Genomic DNA, 15,795 nt, shown 5'->3' with positions numbered 1-15,795 from the left:
CGTCTGCGTAGTTCCCGGCACGCGACGCGCGCGGCGCGACCATCAATGATACCGGGATCGGACACCCGGGCGGACTAATGTCTGCAGGCATGACTCGTCGTGCCCGTCCGCAGCCGTGCGGGTGGTGTGGCCGTGACGTGACCGACGTCGGCATGGGCCGTCGCCGCCGGTATTGCCGGCAGTCTTGCCGGCAGCGGGCTTACGAGCAGCGCGCCATGCTGACCCGGGGTGAGGTGAGGGCGCTGCCCGCCGATGCGGTCGTGTTGTCAGCCGACGACGCGGCCGATCTGTCGGATCGTGTTTACCAGGTGCGATGCGCCGCCGAGGATGTCGTCACCGCGCTCGACGAAGGAGCCGCGGCGACCGAACTGCGCGATCTGTGCGACGAGCTGATCCGGGCCGCCAGGGCTGCCGATGGGTGGCGCCGAGCCGGCGCCTAGTCGCTGCATTCGTGCGGCTGTGTTGTGAAGACCACCGCTAGCACCGCATTGACATGCGCCCATCCGGCGTTGACGGGCGGGCGGGTACAGTCGCGCCATGGACGGCAGGCTTTGCACGGGCGCACTGGTGCCCAGGGAGTATTGGACGCTTTGAAATCCTGCCGGAGTTGGCAATACTCACCAGCGAACTTGCGCCAGAGCGCCGTACGACGGCGTCGTTTTGTGCAGCAACTTCGGTGACTCGGCGGGAGCCGCATCCGGCGGTCGGCGACGGCCAATATTAGCGAGAGTTAGGCGAGGTTAGTAATGGTTGATCAACTCCAGCATGCGACCGAAGCGCTGCGCAAAGCGCTGGTCCAGGTGGAACGCCTGAAGCGCACCAACCGTGCGTTGCTGGAGCGCTCGAGCGAGCCGATCGCGATCGTGGGCATGTCGTGTCGCTTCCCGGGGGGCGTCGATTCCCCGGAAGGGCTGTGGCAGATGGTGGCCGACGCCAGGGACGTGATGTCAGAATTTCCCACCGACCGTGGGTGGGATCTGGCCGGGTTGTTCGACCCGGATCCCGACGTGCGCCATAAGTCGTACGCGCGCACTGGGGGCTTCGTGGATGGCGTCGCGGATTTCGATCCCGCGTTCTTCGGTATTTCGCCCAGCGAGGCGTTAGCGATGGATCCACAGCATCGGATGTTGCTGGAGTTGTCCTGGGAGGCGTTGGAGCGGGCCGGTATCGATCCGACCGGATTGCGCGGCAGCGCCACCGGGGTATTCGCCGGGCTCATCGTCGGCGGCTACGGAATGTTGGCCGAGGAGATCGAGGGCTACCGGCTGACCGGGATGACCTCCAGCGTCGCCTCGGGTCGGGTGGCCTATGTGCTGGGGTTGGAGGGTCCGGCGGTGTCGGTGGATACGGCGTGTTCGTCGTCGTTGGTGGCGTTGCATATGGCGGTGGGATCGCTGCGGTCGGGGGAGTGCGATCTGGCGCTGGCTGGCGGCGTCACCGTCAACGCCACACCGACGGTCTTCGTGGAATTCAGCAGGCATCGTGGGCTGGCACCCGACGGCCGGTGCAAGCCTTACGCCGGGCGGGCTGATGGGGTCGGCTGGTCCGAGGGCGGTGGGATGTTGGTGCTGCAGCGGCTTTCGGATGCGCGGCGGTTGGGTCATCCGGTGTTGGCGGTGGTGGTCGGGTCGGCGGTTAATCAGGATGGGGCGTCGAATGGGTTGACCGCGCCTAATGGTCCTTCGCAGCAGCGGGTGGTGCGGGCGGCGTTGGCCAATGCCGGGTTGAGCGCGGCCGAGGTGGATGTGGTGGAGGGGCATGGGACCGGGACCACGTTGGGGGATCCGATTGAGGCTCAGGCGTTGTTGGCCACTTATGGGCAAGATCGGGGGGAGCCGGGAGAACCTTTGTGGTTGGGGTCGGTGAAGTCGAATATGGGTCATACGCAGGCCGCGGCGGGGGTGGCCGGGGTGATCAAGATGGTGTTGGCGATGCGCCATGAGCTGTTGCCGGCGACGTTGCACGTGGATGTGCCTAGCCCGCATGTGGATTGGTCGGCGGGGGCGGTGGAGTTGTTGACCGCGCCGCGGGTGTGGCCTGCTGGTGCTCGGACGCGTCGTGCGGGGGTGTCGTCGTTTGGGATTAGTGGCACTAATGCGCATGTGATTATCGAGGCGGTGCCGGTGGTGCCGCGGCGGGAGGCTGGTTGGGCGGGGCCGGTGGTGCCGTGGGTGGTGTCGGCGAAGTCGGAGTCGGCGTTGCGGGGGCAGGCGGCTCGGTTGGCCGCGTACGTGCGTGGCGATGATGGCCTCGATGTTGCCGATGTGGGGTGGTCGTTGGCGGGTCGTTCGGTTTTTGAGCATCGGGCGGTGGTGGTTGGCGGGGACCGTGATCGGTTGTTGGCCGGGCTCGATGAGCTGGCGGGTGACCAGTTGGGCGGCTCGGTTGTTCGGGGCACGGCGACTGCGGCGGGTAAGACGGTGTTCGTCTTCCCCGGCCAAGGCTCCCAATGGCTGGGCATGGGAATCGAACTGCTCGATACCGCACCGGCATTCGCGCAGCAGATCGACGCGTGTGCCGAGGCGTTCGCGGAATTTGTCGACTGGTCGCTGGTGGACGTGCTGCGTGGCGCCCCCGGTGCACCGGGACTGGATCGCGTGGATGTGGTGCAGCCCGTGCTGTTCGCGGTGATGGTGTCACTGGCCGAGCTGTGGAAGTCGGTCGCAGTGCATCCGGATGCGGTGATCGGTCATTCGCAAGGCGAGATCGCTGCCGCCTACGTTGCCGGCGCGCTGTCGCTGCGCGACGCCGCACGGGTGGTCACGCTGCGCAGCAAGTTGCTGGCCGGACTGGCCGGCCCGGGCGGCATGGTGTCCATCGCGTGCGGTGCCGACCAGGCGCGGGATTTGTTGGCGCCCTTCGGCGATCGGGTCAGCATCGCCGTCGTCAACGGCCCCTCGGCGGTGGTGGTGTCGGGCGAAGTGGGCGCGCTGGAGGAGCTGATCGCGGTGTGCTCCACCAAGGAACTGCGGACCCGCCGGATCGAGGTGGACTATGCCTCGCATTCGGTGGAGGTCGAGGCGATCCGTGGCCCACTCGCCGAAGCTCTGTCCGGCATCGAACCGCGATCCACGCGTACCGTCTTCTTCTCTACGGTGACCGGAAATCGTTTGGATACAGCTGGTTTGGACGCCGACTACTGGTACCGCAACGTCCGCCAGACCGTGCTATTCGACCAGGCGGTGCGCAACGCCTGCGAGCAGGGCTACCGCACGTTCATCGAATCCAGCCCGCATCCGGCGTTGATTACCGGTGTCGAGGAAACATTCGCCGCGTGCACCGACGGTGACAGCGAGGCCATTGTCGTCCCCACGCTGGGGCGTGGAGATGGTGGGCTGCACCGATTCCTGCTCTCGGCGGCGTCCGCGTTTGTGGCGGGGGTGGCTGTGAACTGGCGGGGCACGCTGGACGGAGCGGGCTATGTGGAGCTGCCGACGTATGCCTTTGACAAGCGCCGGTTTTGGCTCTCGGCCGAGGGCTCAGGCGCCGACGTATCCGGTTTGGGGTTGGGTGCGAGCGAACACCCGTTGCTGGGCGCGGTGGTCGACCTGCCCGCCTCCGGCGGGGTGGTGTTGACGGGTCGGTTGTCGCCCAACGTGCAGCCGTGGTTGGCCGACCACGCCGTTTCAGACGTGGTGCTGTTCCCGGGCACCGGATTCGTGGAGCTGGCGATCCGCGCCGGCGACGAAGTCGGCTGCTCGGTGCTTGACGAGCTGACGCTGGCCGCACCCCTGCTGTTGCCCGCCACCGGCTCCGTTGCGGTGCAGGTGGTAGTCGACGCTGGCCGGGATTCGAATTCCCGTGGTGTGTCGATATTTTCCCGAGCTGACGCGCAAGCGGGCTGGCTTTTGCATGCCGAGGGTATCCTGCGGCCCGGGTCGGTTGAACCAGGCGCGGACCTATCGGTGTGGCCACCGGCAGGTGCCGTGACGGTGGACGTGGCCGATGGCTATGAGCGGTTGGCGACACGCGGCTACCGGTACGGACCGGCGTTTCGCGGGCTGACCGCGATGTGGGCCCGCGGCGAGGAAATATTCGCCGAGGTGAGGCTGCCGGAGGCGGCCGGGGGAGTCGGTGGGTTCGGTGTGCATCCGGCTTTGTTGGACGCCGTCTTGCATGCGGTCGTGATCGCCGGCGACCCGGACGAACTCGCATTGCCGTTCGCTTGGCAGGGCGTGTCGTTGCATGCCACGGGGGCCTCGGCGGTGCGGGCCCGGATCGCGCCGGCGGGGCCGTCGGCGGTGTCGGTGGAGTTGGCGGACGGGCTGGGTCTGCCGGTATTGTCGGTGGCCTCGATGGTGGCCCGCCCGGTGACCGAGCGGCAGCTGCTGGCGGCGGTGTCGGGCTCGGGTCCCGACCGGCTGTTCGAAGTGATCTGGTCGCCCGCGTCGGCGGCCACGTCCCCGGGGCCTACCCCCGCCTACCAGATCTTTGAATCGGTTGCGGCTGACCAAGATCCGGTAGCCGGCAGCTACGTGCGCAGCCACCAGGCTCTGGCCGCAGTGCAGTCGTGGCTGACCGACCATGAATCCGGGGTGCTGGTGGTGGCGACCCGGGGCGCGATGGCGCTGCCCCGCGAAGACGTCGCCGATCTGGCGGGCGCGGCCGTGTGGGGGCTGGTGCGGTCGGCGCAGACCGAGCATCCGGGCCGGATCGTGCTGGTCGATTCCGATGCGGCCACCGACGACGCGGCGATCGCGATGGCGTTGGCGACTGGCGAGCCGCAGGTAGTGCTGCGGGGCGGACAGGTGTACACCGCGCGCGTGCGCGGCAGCCGCGCGGCGGATGCCATCTTGGTGCCGCCGGGCGATGGGCCATGGCGGTTGGGTCTGGGCAGCGCGGGCACCTTCGAAAATCTGCGGCTCGAGCCGGTTCCCAACGCCGACGCACCGTTGGGGCCCGGCCAGGTCCGGGTGGCCATGCGCGCCATCGCCGCGAACTTCCGCGACATCATGATCACCCTAGGCATGTTCACCCACGACGCGCTGCTCGGCGGCGAAGGCGCGGGCGTGGTCGTCGAGGTCGGCCCCGGTGTCACCGAATTCTCGGTCGGTGATTCGGTGTTCGGATTCTTCCCCGACGGCAGCGGCACCCTGGTGGCCGGCGACGTCCGGCTGCTGCTGCCGATGCCCGCCGACTGGTCCTACGCCGAAGCCGCCGCCATCTCGGCTGTCTTCACCACCGCGTACTACGCATTCATACATTTGGCCGACGTACAACCGGGCCAGCGCGTGTTGATCCATGCCGGCACCGGCGGGGTGGGCATGGCGGCGGTGCAGCTGGCTCGGCATCTGGGGTTGGAGGTGTTCGCGACCGCGAGCAAGGGTAAGTGGGACACCTTGCGCGCCATGGGCTTTGACGACGACCACATATCCGATTCACGTAGCCTAGAGTTCGAGGACAAGTTCCGCGCGGCCACTGGCGGTCGAGGGTTCGACGTGGTGTTGGACTCGCTGGCCGGTGAATTCGTGGATGCGTCGCTGCGTCTGGTGGCACCGGGTGGGGTGTTCTTGGAGATGGGCAAGACCGACATCCGCGACCCCGGCGTGATCGCCCAGCAGTACCCGGGCGTGCGCTACCGCGCCTTCGACCTATTCGAACCGGGACGTCCCCGGATGCATCAGTACATGCTGGAGCTCGCCACGCTGTTCGGCGATGGGGTGCTGCGGCCGTTGCCGGTCACCACTTTTGACGTGCGGCGCGCGCCTGCGGCGTTGCGTTATCTGAGCCAGGCGCGCCACACCGGCAAGGTCGTCATGCTGATGCCCGGCTCGTGGGCGGCGGGCACGGTGTTGATCACCGGTGGCACCGGGATGGCGGGTTCGGCGGTGGCCCGTCACGTGGTGGCTCGTCATGGGGTGCGCAATCTGGTGTTGGTGAGCCGGCGCGGCCCGGATGCTCCCGGGGCTGCGGAGCTGGTGGCCGAGTTGGCCGCCGCCGGTGCGCAGGTACAGGTGGTGGCCTGTGACGCGGCGGATCGAGCGGCGTTGGCCAAGGTGATCGCCGATATTCCGGTTCAGCATCCATTGTCGGGCGTGATCCACACCGCCGGCGCACTCGACGACGCGGTGGTGATGTCACTGACACCGGATCGGGTGGATGTGGTGTTGCGGTCCAAGGTGGACGCGGCGTGGCACCTGCACGAGTTGACTCGCGACCTGGATGTGTCGGCGTTTGTCATGTTTTCGTCGATGGCCGGGCTGGTCGGATCGTCGGGCCAGGCCAACTATGCGGCCGCCAATTCGTTTTTGGATGCGCTGGCCGCCCACCGGCGGGCCCATGGGCTGCCGGCCATCTCCCTGGGCTGGGGTCTGTGGGATCAGGCCAGCGCCATGACCGGCGGCCTGGACGCCGCAGACCTGGCCCGGCTGGGTCGTGAAGGGGTGCTGGCGCTGTCCACCGCTGAGGCGCTGGAACTGTTCGACACCGCAATGATCGTCGACGAGCCATTCCTGGCGCCCGCCCGCATTGACCTCACCGCACTGCGAGCCCATGCGGTGGCGGTGCCGCCCATGTTCTCCGACCTAGCCAGCGCGCCGACCCGCCGTCAGGTCGACGACTCCGTGGCCGCCGCAAAGTCGAAATCGGCGCTCGCGCATCGCCTGCACGGGCTGCCCGAAGCCGAACAGCACGCCGTCTTGCTAGGCCTGGTGCGTTTGCACATCGCCACCGTGCTGGGCAACATCACGCCAGAAGCCATCGACCCCGACAAGGCGTTCCAGGACCTGGGTTTTGACTCGTTGACCGCGGTCGAAATGCGTAACCGGCTCAAATCCGCCACCGGCCTTTCACTTTCACCCACGCTCATCTTCGACTACCCGACACCCAATCGGCTGGCCTCCTATATCCGCACCGAACTTGCCGGCCTCCCACAGGAAATCAAGCACACACCCGCGGTACGCACCACGAGCGAGGATCCGATCGCGATCGTGGGCATGGCGTGCCGCTATCCCGGCGGGGTGAATTCCCCGGACGACATGTGGGACATGCTGATCCAGGGCCGCGACGTGCTCTCCGAATTCCCGGCGGACCGCGGGTGGGACCTGGCCGGGCTATACAACCCCGACCCCGACGCCGCGGGTGCGTGCTACACCCGCACCGGCGGCTTTGTGGACGGGGTCGGCGACTTCGACCCCGCCTTCTTCGGGGTGGGGCCGAGCGAGGCCCTCGCGATGGATCCACAGCATCGGATGTTGCTGGAGTTGTCCTGGGAGGCGTTGGAGCGGGCCGGTATCGATCCGACCGGATTGCGCGGCAGCGCCACCGGGGTATTCGCCGGGGTAATGACGCAAGGCTACGGCATGTTCGCCGCCGAGCCGGTAGAAGGCTTCCGGCTGACCGGCCAATTGTCCAGCGTCGCCTCGGGTCGGGTGGCCTATGTGCTGGGGTTGGAGGGTCCGGCGGTGTCGGTGGATACGGCGTGTTCGTCGTCGTTGGTGGCGTTGCATATGGCGGTGGGATCGCTGCGGTCGGGGGAGTGCGATCTGGCGCTGGCTGGCGGCGTCACCGTCAACGCCACACCCGACATCTTCGTGGAATTCAGCCGCTGGCGCGGATTATCCCCGGACGGGCGCTGCAAGGCATTCGCCGCGGCGGCCGACGGCACCGGATTCTCCGAGGGCGGTGGGATGTTGGTGCTGCAGCGGCTTTCGGATGCGCGGCGGTTGGGTCATCCGGTGTTGGCGGTGGTGGTCGGGTCGGCGGTTAATCAGGATGGGGCGTCGAATGGGTTGACCGCGCCTAATGGTCCTTCGCAGCAGCGGGTGGTGCGGGCGGCGTTGGCCAATGCCGGGTTGAGCGCGGCCGAGGTGGATGTGGTGGAGGGGCATGGGACCGGGACCACGTTGGGGGATCCGATTGAGGCTCAGGCGTTGTTGGCCACTTATGGGCAAGATCGGGGGGAGCCGGGAGAACCTTTGTGGTTGGGGTCGGTGAAGTCGAATATGGGTCATACGCAGGCCGCGGCGGGGGTGGCCGGGGTGATCAAGATGGTGTTGGCGATGCGCCATGAGCTGTTGCCGGCGACGTTGCACGTGGATGTGCCTAGCCCGCATGTGGATTGGTCGGCGGGGGCGGTGGAGTTGTTGACCGCGCCGCGGGTGTGGCCTGCTGGTGCTCGGACGCGTCGTGCGGGGGTGTCGTCGTTTGGGATTAGTGGCACTAATGCGCATGTGATTATCGAGGCGGTGCCGGTGGTGCCGCGGCGGGAGGCTGGTTGGGCGGGGCCGGTGGTGCCGTGGGTGGTGTCGGCGAAGTCGGAGTCGGCGTTGCGGGGGCAGGCGGCTCGGTTGGCCGCGTACGTGCGTGGCGATGATGGCCTCGATGTTGCCGATGTGGGGTGGTCGTTGGCGGGTCGTTCGGTTTTTGAGCATCGGGCGGTGGTGGTTGGCGGGGACCGTGATCGGTTGTTGGCCGGGCTCGATGAGCTGGCGGGTGACCAGTTGGGCGGCTCGGTTGTTCGGGGCACGGCGACTGCGGCGGGTAAGACGGTGTTCGTCTTCCCCGGCCAAGGCTCCCAATGGCTGGGCATGGGAATGGGATTGCACGCCGGATACCCGGTGTTCGCCGAGGCGTTCAACACCGTAGTGGGCGAACTTGACCGGCATCTGCTGCGCCCACTGCGCGAAGTGATGTGGGGTCACGACGAAAACCTACTGAACAGCACGGAATTCGCGCAGCCCGCGCTGTTCGCGGTGGAAGTTGCCCTGTTCCGGTTGCTGGGATCCTGGGGTGTACGACCGGATTTTGTCATGGGCCACTCGATCGGTGAGTTGTCTGCGGCACATGTCGCCGGTGTCCTGTCGTTGGAGAACGCTGCGGTGTTGGTGGCTGCCCGCGGCCGGCTCATGCAGGCGTTGCCGGCCGGTGGGGCGATGGTCGCCGTGCAAGCCGCCGAGGAAGAGGTGCGGCCGCTGCTGAGCGCTGAGGTTGACATCGCTGCGGTCAACGGTCCAGCGTCACTGGTGATTTCGGGTGCACAAAACGCCGTGGCCGCGGTGGCCGACCAGCTGCGCGCCGACGGACGACGAGTCCACCAGCTGGCGGTTTCCCACGCGTTCCACTCGCCGTTGATGGATCCGATGATCGACGAATTCGCAGCCGTCGCTGCCGGAATCGCCATCGGCCGGCCCACCATCGGAGTCATCTCCAACGTGACCGGGCAGTTGGCGGGCGACGATTTCGGATCAGCGGCCTACTGGCGACGTCACATCCGGCAAGCCGTGCGGTTCGCCGACAGTGTGCGCTTCGCGCAGGCGGCCGGAGGCAGCCGATTCCTCGAAGTCGGGCCCAGCGGTGGCCTTGTTGCGTCGATCGAAGAGTCGTTGCCCGACGTTGCGGTGACAACGATGTCTGCGCTGCGCAAGGATCGCCCCGAGCCGGCGACGTTGACCAACGCCGTCGCGCAAGGGTTTGTCACCGGTATGGACCTGGATTGGCGCGCTGTGGTAGGCGAGGCGCAGTTTGTCGAGTTGCCGACGTATGCCTTCCAACGGCGGCGGTTTTGGCTGTCCGGTGATGGTGTCGCGGCGGACGCGGCCGGCTTGGGGTTGGCGGCCAGTGAGCACGCGCTCTTGGGCGCGGTGATCGATCTGCCGGCCTCGGGCGGGGTGGTGTTGACGGGTCGGCTGTCGCCCAGCGTGCAGGGCTGGTTGGCCGACCACTCCGTTGCCGGCGTGACGATCTTCCCGGGAGCGGGATTTGTGGAGTTGGCGATCCGCGCCGGCGACGAAGTGGGTTGTGGCGTTGTCGACGAATTAACGCTGGCCGCGCCGTTGGTGTTGCCCGCATCCGGTTCGGTGGCGGTTCAGGTGGTCGTCAATGGTCCCGACGAGTCCGGCGTGCGCGGGGTGTCGGTGTATTCGCGTGGTGACGTCGGTACCGGCTGGGTGTTGCACGCCGAGGGCGCGCTGCGCGCCGGGTCGGCGGAACCGACCGCGGATCTAGCGATGTGGCCGCCGGCGGGCGCCGTCCCGGTTGAGGTGGCGGACGGCTATCAGCAGCTGGCCGAGCGCGGATACGGCTACGGGCCGGCGTTTCGGGGACTGACCGCGATGTGGCGCCGGGGTGATGAGGTGTTCGCGGAGGTGGCGTTGCCCGCCGATGCCGGGGTCTCGGTCACCGGCTTCGGGGTGCATCCGGTGCTGCTGGATGCGGCCTTGCACGCGGTGGTGTTGAGCGCGGAAAGCGCCGAGCGTGGCCAAGGTTCGGTGTTGGTCCCGTTCTCCTGGCAGGGGGTCTCGTTGCATGCAGCGGGGGCGTCGGCGGTGCGGGCCCGCATCGCGCCAGTGGGTCCGTCGGCGGTGTCGATCGAGCTGGCCGATGGGTTGGGATTGCCGGTGTTGTCAGTCGCTTCCATGCTGGCCCGACCGGTGACCGATCAGCAATTGCGGGCGGCGGTGTCGAGCTCGGGTCCGGACCGGCTATTCGAGGTCACCTGGTCGCCGCAGCCATCGGCCGCGGTGGAGCCGCTACCGGTGTGCGCCTGGGGGACAACGGAGGACTCGGCGGCGGTGGTGTTTGAGTCGGTGCCTCTGGCCGGTGACGTAGTGGCGGGCGTGTATGCCGCCACGAGTTCGGTGCTTGATGTGTTGCAGTCGTGGCTAACCCGTGATGGGGCAGGGGTTTTGGTGGTGATGACCCGCGGTGCGGTGGCATTGCCGGGCGAAGATGTCACCGATTTGGCGGGTGCCGCCGTATGGGGATTGGTGCGGTCGGCGCAGACCGAGCATCCGGGCCGGATCGTGCTGGTCGATTCCGATGCGCCGCTCGACGATTCGGCCCTGGCGGCGGTAGTGACGACAGGCGAGCCGCAGGTGTTGTGGCGGCGCGGGGAGGTTTATACGGCGCGGGTGCACGGTAGCCGCGCGGTGGGCGGGCTGTTGGTTCCTCCGAGTGACCGGCCGTGGCGGTTGGCGATGAGCACCGCCGGCACCTTCGAGAATCTGCGGCTGGAGCTGATTCCCGATGCCGACGCGCCGCTGGGCCCCGGGCAGGTTCGAGTTGCGGTGTCCGCGATTGCCGCCAACTTCCGCGACGTCATGATCGCGCTGGGTCTGTATCCCGATCCGGACGCGGTCATGGGCGTTGAGGCCTGCGGCGTCGTTATCGAAACCAGCTTGAACAAGGGATCTTTCGCGGTCGGAGACCGGGTAATGGGCCTGTTCCCCGAGGGCACCGGAACCGTCGCCAGCACCGACCAGCGGCTGCTGGTCAAGGTGCCGGCGGGGTGGTCGCACACGGCCGCCGCCACCACCTCGGTGGTGTTCGCCACCGCCCACTACGCGCTGGTGGATTTGGCCGCTGCTAGGTCGGGCCAGCGCGTGTTGATCCATGCCGGCACCGGCGGGGTGGGCATGGCGGCGGTGCAGCTGGCTCGGCATCTGGGGTTGGAGGTGTTCGCGACCGCGAGCAAGGGTAAGTGGGACACCTTGCGCGCCATGGGCTTTGACGACGACCACATATCCGATTCACGTAGCCTAGAGTTCGAGGACAAGTTCCGCGCGGCCACTGGCGGTCGAGGGTTCGACGTGGTGTTGGACTCGCTGGCCGGTGAATTCGTGGATGCGTCGCTGCGTCTGGTGGCACCGGGTGGGGTGTTCTTGGAGATGGGCAAGACCGACATCCGCGACCCCGGCGTGATCGCCCAGCAGTACCCGGGCGTGCGCTACCGCGCCTTCGACCTATTCGAACCGGGACCGGACCGCATTGCGCAGATCCTTGCCGAGCTCGCCACGCTGTTCGGCGATGGGGTGCTGCGGCCGTTGCCGGTCACCACTTTTGACGTGCGGTGCGCGCCTGCGGCGTTGCGTTATCTGAGCCAGGCGCGCCACACCGGCAAGGTCGTCATGCTGATGCCCGGCTCGTGGGCGGCGGGCACGGTGTTGATCACCGGTGGCACCGGGATGGCGGGTTCGGCGGTGGCCCGTCACGTGGTGGCTCGTCATGGGGTGCGCAATCTGGTGTTGGTGAGCCGGCGCGGCCCGGATGCTCCCGGGGCTGCGGAGCTGGTGGCCGAGTTGGCCGCCGCCGGTGCGCAGGTGCAGGTGGTGGCCTGTGACGCGGCGGATCGAGCGGCGTTGGCCAAGGTGATCGCCGATATTCCGGTTCAGCATCCATTGTCGGGCGTGATCCACACCGCCGGCGCACTCGACGACGCGGTGGTGATGTCACTGACACCGGATCGGGTGGATGTGGTGTTGCGGTCCAAGGTGGACGCGGCGTGGCACCTGCACGAGTTGACTCGCGACCTGGATGTGTCGGCGTTTGTCATGTTTTCGTCGATGGCCGGGCTGGTCGGATCGTCGGGCCAGGCCAACTATGCGGCCGCCAATTCGTTTTTGGATGCGCTGGCCGCCCACCGGCGGGCCCATGGGCTGCCGGCCATCTCCCTGGGCTGGGGTCTGTGGGATCAGGCCAGCGCCATGACCGGCGGCCTGGCGACGGTGGACTTCAAACGCTTCGCCCGCGACGGCATCGTGGCGATGTCGTCTGCTGACGCCCTGCAATTGTTCGACACCGCAATGATCGTCGACGAGCCATTCATGCTGCCCGCCCACATCGACTTTGCGGCGTTGAAGGTCAAGTTCGATGGCGGCACGTTGCCGCCGATGTTCGTCGATCTGATCAACGCGCCGACCAGGCGCCAGGTCGATGACTCGTTGGCCGCGGCGAAATCGAAATCGGCTCTGCTGCAACGCCTGGAAGGACTGCCCGAAGACGAGCAACACGCCGTCCTGCTGGACCTGGTGCGCTCGCACATCGCCACCGTGCTGGGTAGCGCCAGCCCCGAAGCCATCGACCCGGATAGGGCATTCCAGGAGTTGGGTTTCGACTCGCTCACCGCGGTCGAAATGCGCAACCGGCTCAAATCCGCCACCGGCCTGGCGCTTTCACCCACGCTCATCTTCGACTACCCCAACTCCGCGGCGCTGGCCGGCTATATGCGTCGAGAACTGCTCGGCTCATCACCGCAAGACACTTCAGCCGTGGCGGCCGGGGAAGCCGAACTACAACGCATTGTGGCGTCCATTCCGGTCAAGCGCTTACGGCAGGCGGGAGTGCTGGATCTGTTGCTCGCGCTGGCAAATGAAACCGAAACCAGCGGCCAGGACCCGGCGTTGGCGCCGACCGCAGAACAAGAGATCGCGGACATGGACCTCGACGACCTGGTCAACGCGGCGTTTCGGAACGACGACGAGTAGGACCGTGAGAATCGCCGTCACCGGGGCCAGCGGAGTTCTCGGCCGCGGCCTGACCGCCAGATTGCTGAGTCAGGGTCACGAGGTCGTCGGAATCGCACGTCATCGACCGGACAGCTGGCCGAGCTCAGCGGATTTCATTGCGGCCGATATCCGGGATGCCACCGCCGTCGAAAGTGCTATGACAGGTGCGGATGTGGTCGCGCATTGTGCGTGGGTGCGTGGCCGAAACGACCACATCAATATCGACGGCACCGCCAATGTCCTCAAGGCGATGGCCGAGACCGGAACCGGGCGCATCGTTTTCACGTCCAGCGGTCACCAACCCCGCGTCGAGCAGATGCTGGCCGACTGCGGCCTGGAATGGGTCGCCGTGCGCTGCGCGCTCATTTTCGGTCGAAATGTCGACAACTGGGTGCAGCGGCTGTTTGCTCTGCCGGTGTTACCCGCCGGGTATGCTGATCGCGTCGTACAAGTCGTCCACTCCGACGACGCGCAGCGGCTGTTGGTTCGCGCGCTACTGGACACGGTAATCGACAGCGGCCCTGTTAATCTCGCCGCCCCTGGCGAGTTGACGTTTCGGCGCATTGCGGCCGCGCTCGGGCGGCCCATGGTGCCTATTGGCTCCCCAGTGCTACGACGTGTCACCTCGTTCGCCGAACTCGAACTCCTGCACAGCGCGCCATTGATGGATGTCACGCTCCTGCGTGACCGCTGGGGATTCCAGCCGGCCTGGAACGCCGAGGAGTGTCTCGAAGACTTCACCCTGGCGGTGCGTGGCCGGATCGGTCTGGGAAAGCGAACATTTTCCCTGCCTTGGCGGCTGGCTAACATCCAGGACCTTCCGGCGGTCGACTCCCCGGCAGACGACGGTGTCGCACCCAGATTGGCCGGCCCAGAAGGGGCCAACGGCGAGTTCGACACGCCGATCGACCCGCGCTTCCCGACCTATCTGGCCACCAACCTCTCGGAGGCGCTGCCCGGCCCGTTCTCGCCGTCGTCGGCATCGGTGACTGTGCGGGGCCTGCGTGCCGGCGGGGTGGGCATCGCCGAGCGGCTGCGGCCCAGCGGGGTGATCCAGCGCGAAATCGCCATGCGGACCGTCGCGGTGTTCGCCCACCGGCTGTACGGGGCCATCACGTCGGCGCATTTCATGGCAGCAACCGTCCCCTTCGCCAAGCCGGCGACGATCGTCAGCAACAGCGGGTTCTTCGGACCCAGCATGGCTTCGCTGCCCATCTTTGGCGCGCAGCGACCGCCATCGGAATCCAGCCGTGCCCGCAGGTGGTTACGTACGCTACGCAATATCGGGGTGTTCGGCGTCAACCTGGTGGGCCTGTCCGCCGGCTCACCCCGCGACACCGATGCCTATGTCGCCGACGTCGATCGCCTGGAGCGTCTCGCCTTCGATAACCTCGCTACCCACGACGACCGCCGGTTGTTGAGCCTGATCTTGTTGGCACGTGACCACGTCGTGCACGGCTGGGTGCTGGCCTCGGGGTCGTTCATGCTGTGTGCGGCGTTCAACGTGTTGTTGCGAGGATTGTGCGGGCGGGACACCGCACCGGCGGCCGGGCCGGAGTTGGTCAGCGCGCGATCGGTGGAGGCGGTGCAGCGGCTGGTGGCCGCGGCACGGCGGGATCCGGTCGTGATTCGGTTGCTGGCCGAGCCGGGGGAGCGTCTGGACAAGCTAGCTGTCGAGGCGCCGGAGTTCCATTCCGCGGTGCTGGCCGAGCTGACGCTGATCGGGCACCGCGGTCCGGCGGAAGTCGAGATGGCCGCCACCAGCTATGCCGACAACCCCGAGTTGCTGGTGCGGATGGTAGCCAAGACGCTACGTGCGGTGCCAGCGCCGCAACCGCCGACGCCGGTGATTCCGTTGCGGGCCAAGCCCGTTGCGTTGCTGGCGGCCCGCCAGCTCCGCGACCGCGAGGTCCGCCGCGACAGGATGGTGCGTGCCATCTGGGTGCTGCGTGCTCTGCTGCGGGAGTACGGGCGCCGGCTGACCGAGGCCGGCGTCTTCGACACCCCGGACGATGTGTTCTACCTCTTGGTCGATGAAATCGATGCGCTGCCGGCAGACGTGTCGGGGCTGGTGGCTCGGCGCCGTGCCGAACAGCGCAGGCTTGCCGGCATCGTTCCGCCCACGGTGTTCAGCGGAAGCTGGGAACCGTCGCCTTCGTCGGCGGCGGCGCTGGCAGCCGGGGACACTCTACGCGGAGTCGGCGTCTGCGGCGGACGGGTGCGCGGCCGGGTGCGGATCGTGCGTCCGGAGACCATCGACGATTTGCAGCCCGGCGAGATTCTGGTCGCCGAGGTCACCGACGTCGGATACACCGCGGCCTTCTGCTACGCCGCCGCCGTGGTGACCGAGCTCGGCGGCCCGATGTCACATGCCGCGGTGGTCGCCCGCGAGTTCGGATTCCCTTGCGTGGTCGACGCCCAGGGAGCTACCCGGTTTCTGCCACCAGGAGCATTGGTGGAGGTCGACGGGGCTACCGGGGAAATTCATGTGGTTGAGCTGGCGTCCGAAGATGGGCCGGCGCTTCCGGGAAGCGATCTCAGTCGCTGAACCTAGTTCGTCGTGTCAGCTTGT

The 15,795-nt window shown here is 67.4% G+C and carries 3 protein-coding genes and 1 other RNA gene; 3 read left to right on the top strand and 1 reads right to left on the bottom strand.

What is annotated here, in order from left to right; genetic code table 11:
• Positions 1-215: 215 nt before the first annotated feature.
• Both Rv2049c and pks12 read left to right on the top strand, forming a co-directional pair.
• Complete coding sequence (locus Rv2049c; protein ID NP_216565.1) at positions 216-440, top strand: hypothetical protein; 225 nt, start codon at positions 216-218, stop codon at positions 438-440.
• A gap of 306 nt (positions 441-746) precedes the next feature.
• Positions 747-13,202 (top strand): polyketide synthase, encoded by a 12,456-nt coding sequence (gene pks12 / locus Rv2048c; RefSeq protein ID NP_216564.2) that lies wholly within the window; start codon positions 747-749, stop codon positions 13,200-13,202.
• A non-coding RNA gene (ASpks, locus tag RVnc0003) (Putative small regulatory RNA) lies at positions 7,847-7,988 on the bottom strand. The genes pks12 and ASpks overlap by 142 nt on opposite strands.
• A gap of 4 nt (positions 13,203-13,206) precedes the next feature.
• Positions 13,207-15,771, top strand: coding sequence for a hypothetical protein (locus tag Rv2047c; RefSeq protein NP_216563.1), 2,565 nt, complete (start codon positions 13,207-13,209; stop codon positions 15,769-15,771).
• The last annotated feature ends 24 nt before the right edge of the window (positions 15,772-15,795 follow it).

The organism is Mycobacterium tuberculosis H37Rv, from assembly GCF_000195955.2.
Taxonomy (GTDB): domain Bacteria; phylum Actinomycetota; class Actinomycetes; order Mycobacteriales; family Mycobacteriaceae; genus Mycobacterium; species Mycobacterium tuberculosis.
This window is presented reverse-complemented; position numbering and strand designations above follow the sequence as displayed.

What these genes read in the sequence shown, in the direction of transcription:
- Rv2049c (NP_216565.1), top strand. Translation starts at nt 216, where the DNA reads ATGCTGACCCGGGGTGAGGTGAGGGCGCTGCCCGCCGATGCGGTCGTG.
- pks12 (NP_216564.2), top strand. Translation starts at nt 747, where the DNA reads ATGGTTGATCAACTCCAGCATGCGACCGAAGCGCTGCGCAAAGCGCTG.